At 51.3% G+C, this 6,569-nt stretch carries 8 protein-coding genes and 1 pseudogene; all 9 read right to left on the reverse strand.

The features are described from left to right. Positions 1-493 (reverse strand): YitT family protein (locus DBO31_RS00885; protein WP_150824217.1); only part of this gene is annotated, 493 nt, incomplete at its 3' end. Then, positions 490-906 (reverse strand): hypothetical protein, encoded by a 417-nt coding sequence (locus DBO31_RS00890; RefSeq protein ID WP_059076785.1) that lies wholly within the window; start codon positions 904-906, stop codon positions 490-492. The genes DBO31_RS00890 and DBO31_RS00885, both read right to left, overlap by 4 nt. A gap of 14 nt (positions 907-920) precedes the next feature. Then, entirely contained in the window at positions 921-2,162 is a 1,242-nt protein-coding gene (locus DBO31_RS00895; protein ID WP_150824218.1) for a DUF3084 domain-containing protein, read from the reverse strand. A 137-nt stretch (positions 2,163-2,299) separates the two neighbouring features. Continuing rightward, the gene (gene lptG, locus DBO31_RS00900) at positions 2,300-3,388 is read right to left on the reverse strand and encodes an LPS export ABC transporter permease LptG (RefSeq protein ID WP_059076783.1); all 1,089 of its coding nucleotides are present in this window, start codon (positions 3,386-3,388) and stop codon (positions 2,300-2,302) included. A 12-nt stretch (positions 3,389-3,400) separates the two neighbouring features. Next, complete coding sequence (gene lptB, locus DBO31_RS00905) at positions 3,401-4,120, reverse strand: LPS export ABC transporter ATP-binding protein (RefSeq protein ID WP_059076782.1); 720 nt, start codon at positions 4,118-4,120, stop codon at positions 3,401-3,403. 8 nt (positions 4,121-4,128) lie between these two features. Continuing rightward, positions 4,129-4,863, reverse strand: a complete 735-nt coding sequence (locus DBO31_RS00910; protein ID WP_059076781.1) for an LptA/OstA family protein — start codon at positions 4,861-4,863, stop codon at positions 4,129-4,131. Between the two features lie 3 nt (positions 4,864-4,866). Then, complete coding sequence (gene lptC, locus DBO31_RS00915; protein ID WP_234995341.1) at positions 4,867-5,427, reverse strand: LPS export ABC transporter periplasmic protein LptC; 561 nt, start codon at positions 5,425-5,427, stop codon at positions 4,867-4,869. Next, positions 5,396-6,337 carry a lysophospholipid acyltransferase family protein gene (locus tag DBO31_RS00920; protein ID WP_072235730.1) on the reverse strand — a complete coding sequence of 314 codons (942 nt, stop codon included), beginning with the start codon at positions 6,335-6,337 and terminating at the stop codon, positions 5,396-5,398. The genes lptC and DBO31_RS00920 overlap by 32 nt, the downstream gene beginning before the upstream one ends. A gap of 19 nt (positions 6,338-6,356) precedes the next feature. After that, positions 6,357-6,569, reverse strand: a pseudogene (locus tag DBO31_RS09220) (3-deoxy-D-manno-octulosonate 8-phosphate phosphatase); the annotation flags it as partial.

The following is a 6,569-nucleotide window of genomic DNA, read 5'->3' on the forward strand; positions in this document are numbered from 1 at the left end:
CGCCAAAAACAAAGATGGCCGACCCCAGGATGAACAGGTTGAAGAACATGACGATTTCGCCGACGGAAAAGGGAGAAATCTTTTCGGCGATGATGGCCATGATTTCCGTCCCGTCTAGGGAACCACCCCAGCGGATGATAAGCCCAACGCCGAGTCCCATGATCATTCCACCGAAAATAGTCGATAAAAAGGGGTCATCCGTCATGGGAGCCAGGTGGAGGAAACTGCTCCATAGCGAAAGGCAGAGGACGGAATAGAGGGAAAAAAAGGTAAAATGCAGGCCAATCTTGCGATAGCCGATAATGAAGAAAGGGACGTTCAGAGCGACGATAAACACACTGAAGGATATGCCCGTCACATGGGCTGCCATGAGGGCAATCCCGACGACGCCGCCATCGATGACATTATTGGGTACCAGGAACACGTGAAGGCCGCAGTTATACACCAGGGCTCCAAAAGCCAGTCCTATAGCGCGTAGTACGTATTCAATCATGAAAGACCTCCCAGGGATTTTATATACCGCTGTCCGATGATCCAGGCCACAAAGTCATCGACCGGTTCCGGCGGATATTGCAGGGACAGAGGGACCAGACGGCGCCAGCCATGGCGGGGCGTATACTGCCAGTACAGCTTTCGCCCCTCTACAGTAGTAAACTTTTCGTCGATGAGGGAAAAGGTCACATCCGGTGCTTCTTTGCGTATCCATTCTTCGGCAACGGGCTGAAGATGACGGTGGTTCGTACCATTTCCCATGACAATATGCGTAAAAGCATACTTTTTATACATCTCCCGCAGATGACAGGAAAGGTCCCCGGTAGGTATGATCTGACGGCAGACCAGGCTGCCATCGGTGCCAAGGACCGCTGTCCCCGTCTTTTCTGATCCGGGATCGATTGCTAAAATCATGAATCCTGCTCCTCTCACGGTGTCCCATAGGACCGGACGGCTATGTCGATGTTCATCGGCCCCGCCGTGTAAATATCCGTACGGGCCACGGCCCGCAGGATGATATCGCCATCGCCACAGGATTTAATCCGCTGGATCGTATCGAACATTTCCGTTGCCGTCAGCGACCCCACGTTGCCTGTCAGCGGGTCGGGCAGGATGCCCTTGCCGACGGCTTTCTGATTGACTTCATGGAGGACGCGGAAGACGATGTATTCGGCACTGCCATTGACATCGGAAGAGCGGAAATGTTCTTCATAGACGATTTCATTTTTATGATAAATGAGCTGGTTATCGAAGGTTTCCAGATGGACCAGCGCCGGTTCCCCGAGGATGATATTGCCCGCAGCCGTAAGGCGGATCAATTTACTGCCCCTAGCGGCATGCAGCGTCTGGACCGTCTGGTCGATTTCATCCTGCGAAATATAGAGCACGACGGCATTTTCATTGGTGATGCCCAGTTGTTCCCGGATGCGGGTATTGGTCTGGGCCAGCATTTCTCCCAGAGAAGCCCGGATCTTACTTTCATCAGCATTGGCATCGACGACTTTGCTGGCCAGGACTTCACCGACGCGGAACAGTACCTGCCCTTCCCGTATATCGGTCATTTTATCGTTCAGTAATTTTATGCGTTCATCGAGCAGGCCGATGGTGTGATTCATGCGTGCCTGCGTCGCTTCCAGTTCTTTATTTTCTGTGTTAAGCTGCGTATTGCGGGCCATCATTTCATCGCGGGCCACCTGGACGATGGTCAGTTGACGGCTCACATCATCGCGGGCGGCCTGGGTCTGCTCCAGATCCAGCTGTGTCACCCGTATGCGGTCGTTGGCATCGGCCAGCTGTTGTTCCTGATGACGGAGCAGGTTTTCGTTGGCTGCCAGGAGATTGTTCTTTTCTTCCATTTCCAGTCCCAACTCCCGGGCCTGCTGCAGCAACCGGTCCCGCTGCTGTTCCAGTTCGGCCTTCTGCAGCTGCAGCTGGTGCATCCCGAACAGGGCGATGCGGACATTCTGCGAAAGGACCGACATGACGCCAAGGGTAACGGCGGCAATGCTGACGCCGGTAATAATTGTAATCAGGATAGATGAGTATTTCGGCCGCATGCCAAATAATTTTATTTTTCTTTTGCCTACGCGGGAGCCGATTTTATCACCCAGATAGGCTATGACACCGCCCATGACGGCTAAAATCAGCAACATAATCCATCCGTATTCCATTGGCACACCTCCATCCTGTTTTTTATATTATACCATGATATGAATTCTGTCATGGCATTTTGCATCATTTCTGCAGAAATATATAAAAAAAGGCAGAGTGACCGGCAGCCCCAAGGCATACCAATCACTCCGTCTGATTATCTGGATTTGCGGTATACTAAAAATATACCGGCAATGCCACAGACGATATCCGGTAAAAAAGCGGCAATATACGGAGGAATCTTGCCCCCGTTCCCCAGGGCATTCCCCAGAGTCATAATCGTGTAATAAATGAAAATGACGACGACGCTGATGCCAAAACCGATAGAAGAACTGCCCCGCTGTTTCTGCATGCCCAGCGGTGCGCCGACAATAGCGCAGACCAAGCTGGCCAGCGGCATGGCAAAGCGGTTGTACATTTCCACTTTCATCTTATTCGTATTGACCGAATTCTGGTCGAGGAGCGATATCTGTTCCCGCAGTTCCCGTATGGTCATTTCATCAGGCTTCTTCTGGGATGCACTGACTTTATTCGGTTTCTGGGAAATAGGAAGTTCCTGATTTTTGAAGGTCATCGTCCGGGTTACCGTTTCCCCCACCGAAACATCGTAAATACGGCCTTCATGCATGACCCATTTACTGCCGTTCCAGTCGGCATAATCAGCTTTTTCCACCCGTACGAGCGTATCATTTTCAAATTCCTGGACGGTGATGTCCTTGAATTGTTTGAGGTCTGAATCGTACTGCCGGGCGTACATCAGGCTGTTGATATCATGACCCTTGACATCTTTGAGAATGATATGGTCCTGCGTCTTGGGGGCCACCTGATGTTTGATTTCCTGATTGATAATCGTATTATAGGCATTGTTGGCTTTCGGCACGACAAATTCGTTGAACGCTGTCGTCCCCAGAGAAATGATCAGGGCAGCGATAAAAATCGGCATGGCCAGGCGGACAAAATTCTGTCCTCCTGAACGCATGACAATGAGCTCGCTGTTGCTGGACAGGCGTCCAAAGGCCATGAGTGAGCCGAGGAGCACCGACATGGGAAAGGTCACGACGATAATCGAGGGCAGGGCCAGGACGAGGACACGAAAGGCATCCCACAGGGAAGCTCCGTAGTTGTTGATTAAATTGGCTATCCGATAGAGCGTACCCGTACCAATGAAAACAGCCGTAAAGGCGCAGACACCGAACAGGAACGGGCTGATGAATTCCTTTAATATATACTTATCTAATATTCTCATCGTTTCCCCCTGTTACATGGTAAATTCTTCGCCTAAGTAGAATTTCTTGGCTACGGGATCGTTGGCAATCATCTGTGGACTTCCTTCCAGGAGGATCTGCCCCTCGTTGAGGATATACGCCTTATCGACGATGCTCAGCGTTTCCCGGACGTTATGGTCCGTAATGAGAACGCCAATTCCCCGGTCCTTCAGATGACTGATGATATCCTGGATATCATTGACAGCCAACGGGTCGATGCCGGCAAAGGGTTCGTCGAGGAGGATAAAGGCCGGATCCATGACCAGACAGCGGGCGATTTCCACACGCCGCCGTTCGCCGCCGGACAACTGTATGCCCAGGCGGTTGCGCAGCTTGGTAATGGTAAATTCTTCCATGAGCGCTTCGGCCTTTTCCTTCTGCTCTTTCCGCGACAAAGTCGTCGTTTCCAGCATGGCCAGCAGATTATCTTCTACGGTCAGCTTGCGGAAAATCGATGCTTCCTGAGGCAGATAGCCGATGCCATAGGCAGCCCGCTTATGGATAGGCAGCCCGGTGATATCGTGGTCATCGATGTAAATCGACCCGTCACTGGGATGCTCGATGCCGACTATCATATAAAATGTCGTCGTCTTGCCTGCCCCATTCGGTCCCAGAAGGCCGACAATCTGCCCCTGGTCTACATGAATGCTGACTCTGTTGACGACATTGCGTTCTTTATACGTTTTGATTAAATCATTGGTCTGGATGTACATCGTTTCCCCTATTCTTCACTGCCCGGTATGAATACAACGGTAGAACGGCCATTAGATTCTACAGAATTATCTGCCAGGTGCACTTCTACGTCATTGCCGCTGAGCTGGTTACCCTTCTGGGTAGCATATACATTTCCGGTCATGTGGATGACGCCATTATTCTGTCCCGGCGTCTGTGTATACACGGCCTTGTCGCCATAGGCAGTCAGTTCTTCCGCCGGCGATTCGATATGGACATTGCCCGTACCGACTGCCCGGATTTCCTTGAACCAGCCTTCGATATGGTCGGCCCACATCTGCGAGCCCTGTGCTTCCAGATATCCATGGCCCGTTACGATGCCATGGTCCTGGTCGAGATAATATTCTACCTGATCGCCATTTACCTTTTTATCGCCATACACGCCTTTGACATTGCCCGTGGCGATGAGGTAATTGCGGTTCGTCGAATGAAGTTTGTCGGCAGTCATGTGCATGTCCGGCTGCTGGGCCGTGACGTTGCCTTCCATATCGGCTTCTGCCGTTTTCAGATTATACGTAGCCACGTTCCCCGTGAGGGTTGCCTGGTCCCGTATGATAACGACATTGCCCGTCGCTTTGGCAATCTGTGTTTTGCCATTGTATTCCAGTTTATCTGCCGTCACCGATACAGAAGGGTTATCCGCGGCAATCGTAACGGCAGCGGGCAGGAGCATGGCGCTGACCATGACAGCTGCCAGGATTTTCATGCATCGTTTCTGTTTCATGCTCTACTCTCCCTTGGTTATCTTCGCATGGCCCTGCACCGTTACCTGATCCAGGGATGCGTTGGTTTCAAACGAATCACCGCTTACCGCCGTTTTATCATGGCGCGTCAGCAGCACTTTGCCGCCTTTGATAAGCCGTGTATCCATATTATAATACACACTGCCCTCAGTCTGCAATGTATCTCCTTTATCGGTCGAAGCTTCAATAGGCTGTTTCAGCTCAATGGTTTTCTTGGCCCGGTCTACGATGCCCAGTTTCGCTGTCACCGTAAGCTCAGTCCCGTCTTTTTCCCAGATTTCAGCTTTTGGGCTGGTAAAATACATTTTCTGTGTCTTGGGATCGACCTGGATTTTCTCTGATGACAGCCGCCATACCAGACGGTCCCCGTCTTTTTCTTCGATTTCCGAACCCTGGAATTCGACCAGGTCATCGCTGCGGGGCGTATCTTCTACCTGCGTCGGCGCCGATTTCATGAACCAGTATAACATGCCGGCAAATAAAATCAAAACGACTGCCACGAGAATGGCTATTTTATTTTGTATCAGTTTCTGCCGTATGTTCACTGTCCTTCACCGCTCCTTCTTTCTGCAGCGCAATGATATCTTCCGGTTCCGTGCTCCAGCGGTGCTGGAACCAGAGCCATTCCGTAGGATGTTCTTTAATGAATTTTTCCGTCAGTACTGCCATTTTTCGCGTCATGCTGGCAATATCTTCTTCCTTGTTCCCCGTATCTTCAAAATGCATGATTTCACCGATTGCCAGATGAGTGCGATGGTTTTCATCATGAATGGTAAAGACAGGGACGATGGGAGAATGAAATTTCTGGGCAAACATGGCCGGCCCTTTCGGCGTGGAACTCATTTTTCCCAGGAATGGCTGGGGCACGCCATGAAAGCCGCCGTCCTGATCGGCCAGGAACCCCAGCAGTTTCTTCCGCTTCAGCGCCCGGGCGGCAATGATCATTTCATTTCCCCCGCGGGCGAAGACTTCCAGGCCCATGCCTTCCCGGTTTTCATTCAGAAGACGCGTAATGGACGAGTTGGCCTGGTTCTTGACGATAGTCGAAGCCGGATAGCCATACATGGCCAGTGCTCCCAGCCATTCCCAGTTGCCGATATGACCGGTAAGGATGATGACGCCTTTATCTTCTTTCATGGCTTCATCGAGGCGTTCCGGATGATCGAGGGTGACGTATTCAGAAATATTGCCGGGATTCAGGTTGGGCGTATAGAGGATTTCCAATGCTGACTGGCCCAGATTGCAAAACAATTCATCTACGATGCGGCGGGCCTCTTCTTCACTGCATTCCAGTCCCCGCACAGCCTGAAAGATGGCTCTGTCATATTGCTTTTTCATAATCCGGCTGACTAAAGGACCCAGCCTGCGTCCTAATGAAATGACTGTCGGGTAGGACAGATGACGGATTCCTCTGCCAATGGCCCGCATTACGTAATACTGCCATTCCGAAAACACGATGCAGACGCTCCTTTCCTTACTGTTTAAATTCGGCAGTGCCGGTCAGAAAATGATTCACTATATCGTCCCAGACGCCCTGGTTTTTTAAAATATACTCTACCAGCTCACGCAGCGCGCCGTATCCGCCCCGGAAGTTGGAAACGAAGGCGGCTGCCTTGCAGGCTTCTTCACAACCGTCACAGGGAGCGGCACCGAAACCGACGTTGCGGATAAGAGAAATGTCATTCAG

Origin of the sequence: Megasphaera sp. DJF_B143, from assembly GCF_900320625.1 — a bacterium.
Taxonomy (GTDB): Bacteria; Bacillota; Negativicutes; order Veillonellales; family Megasphaeraceae; genus Megasphaera; species Megasphaera hexanoica.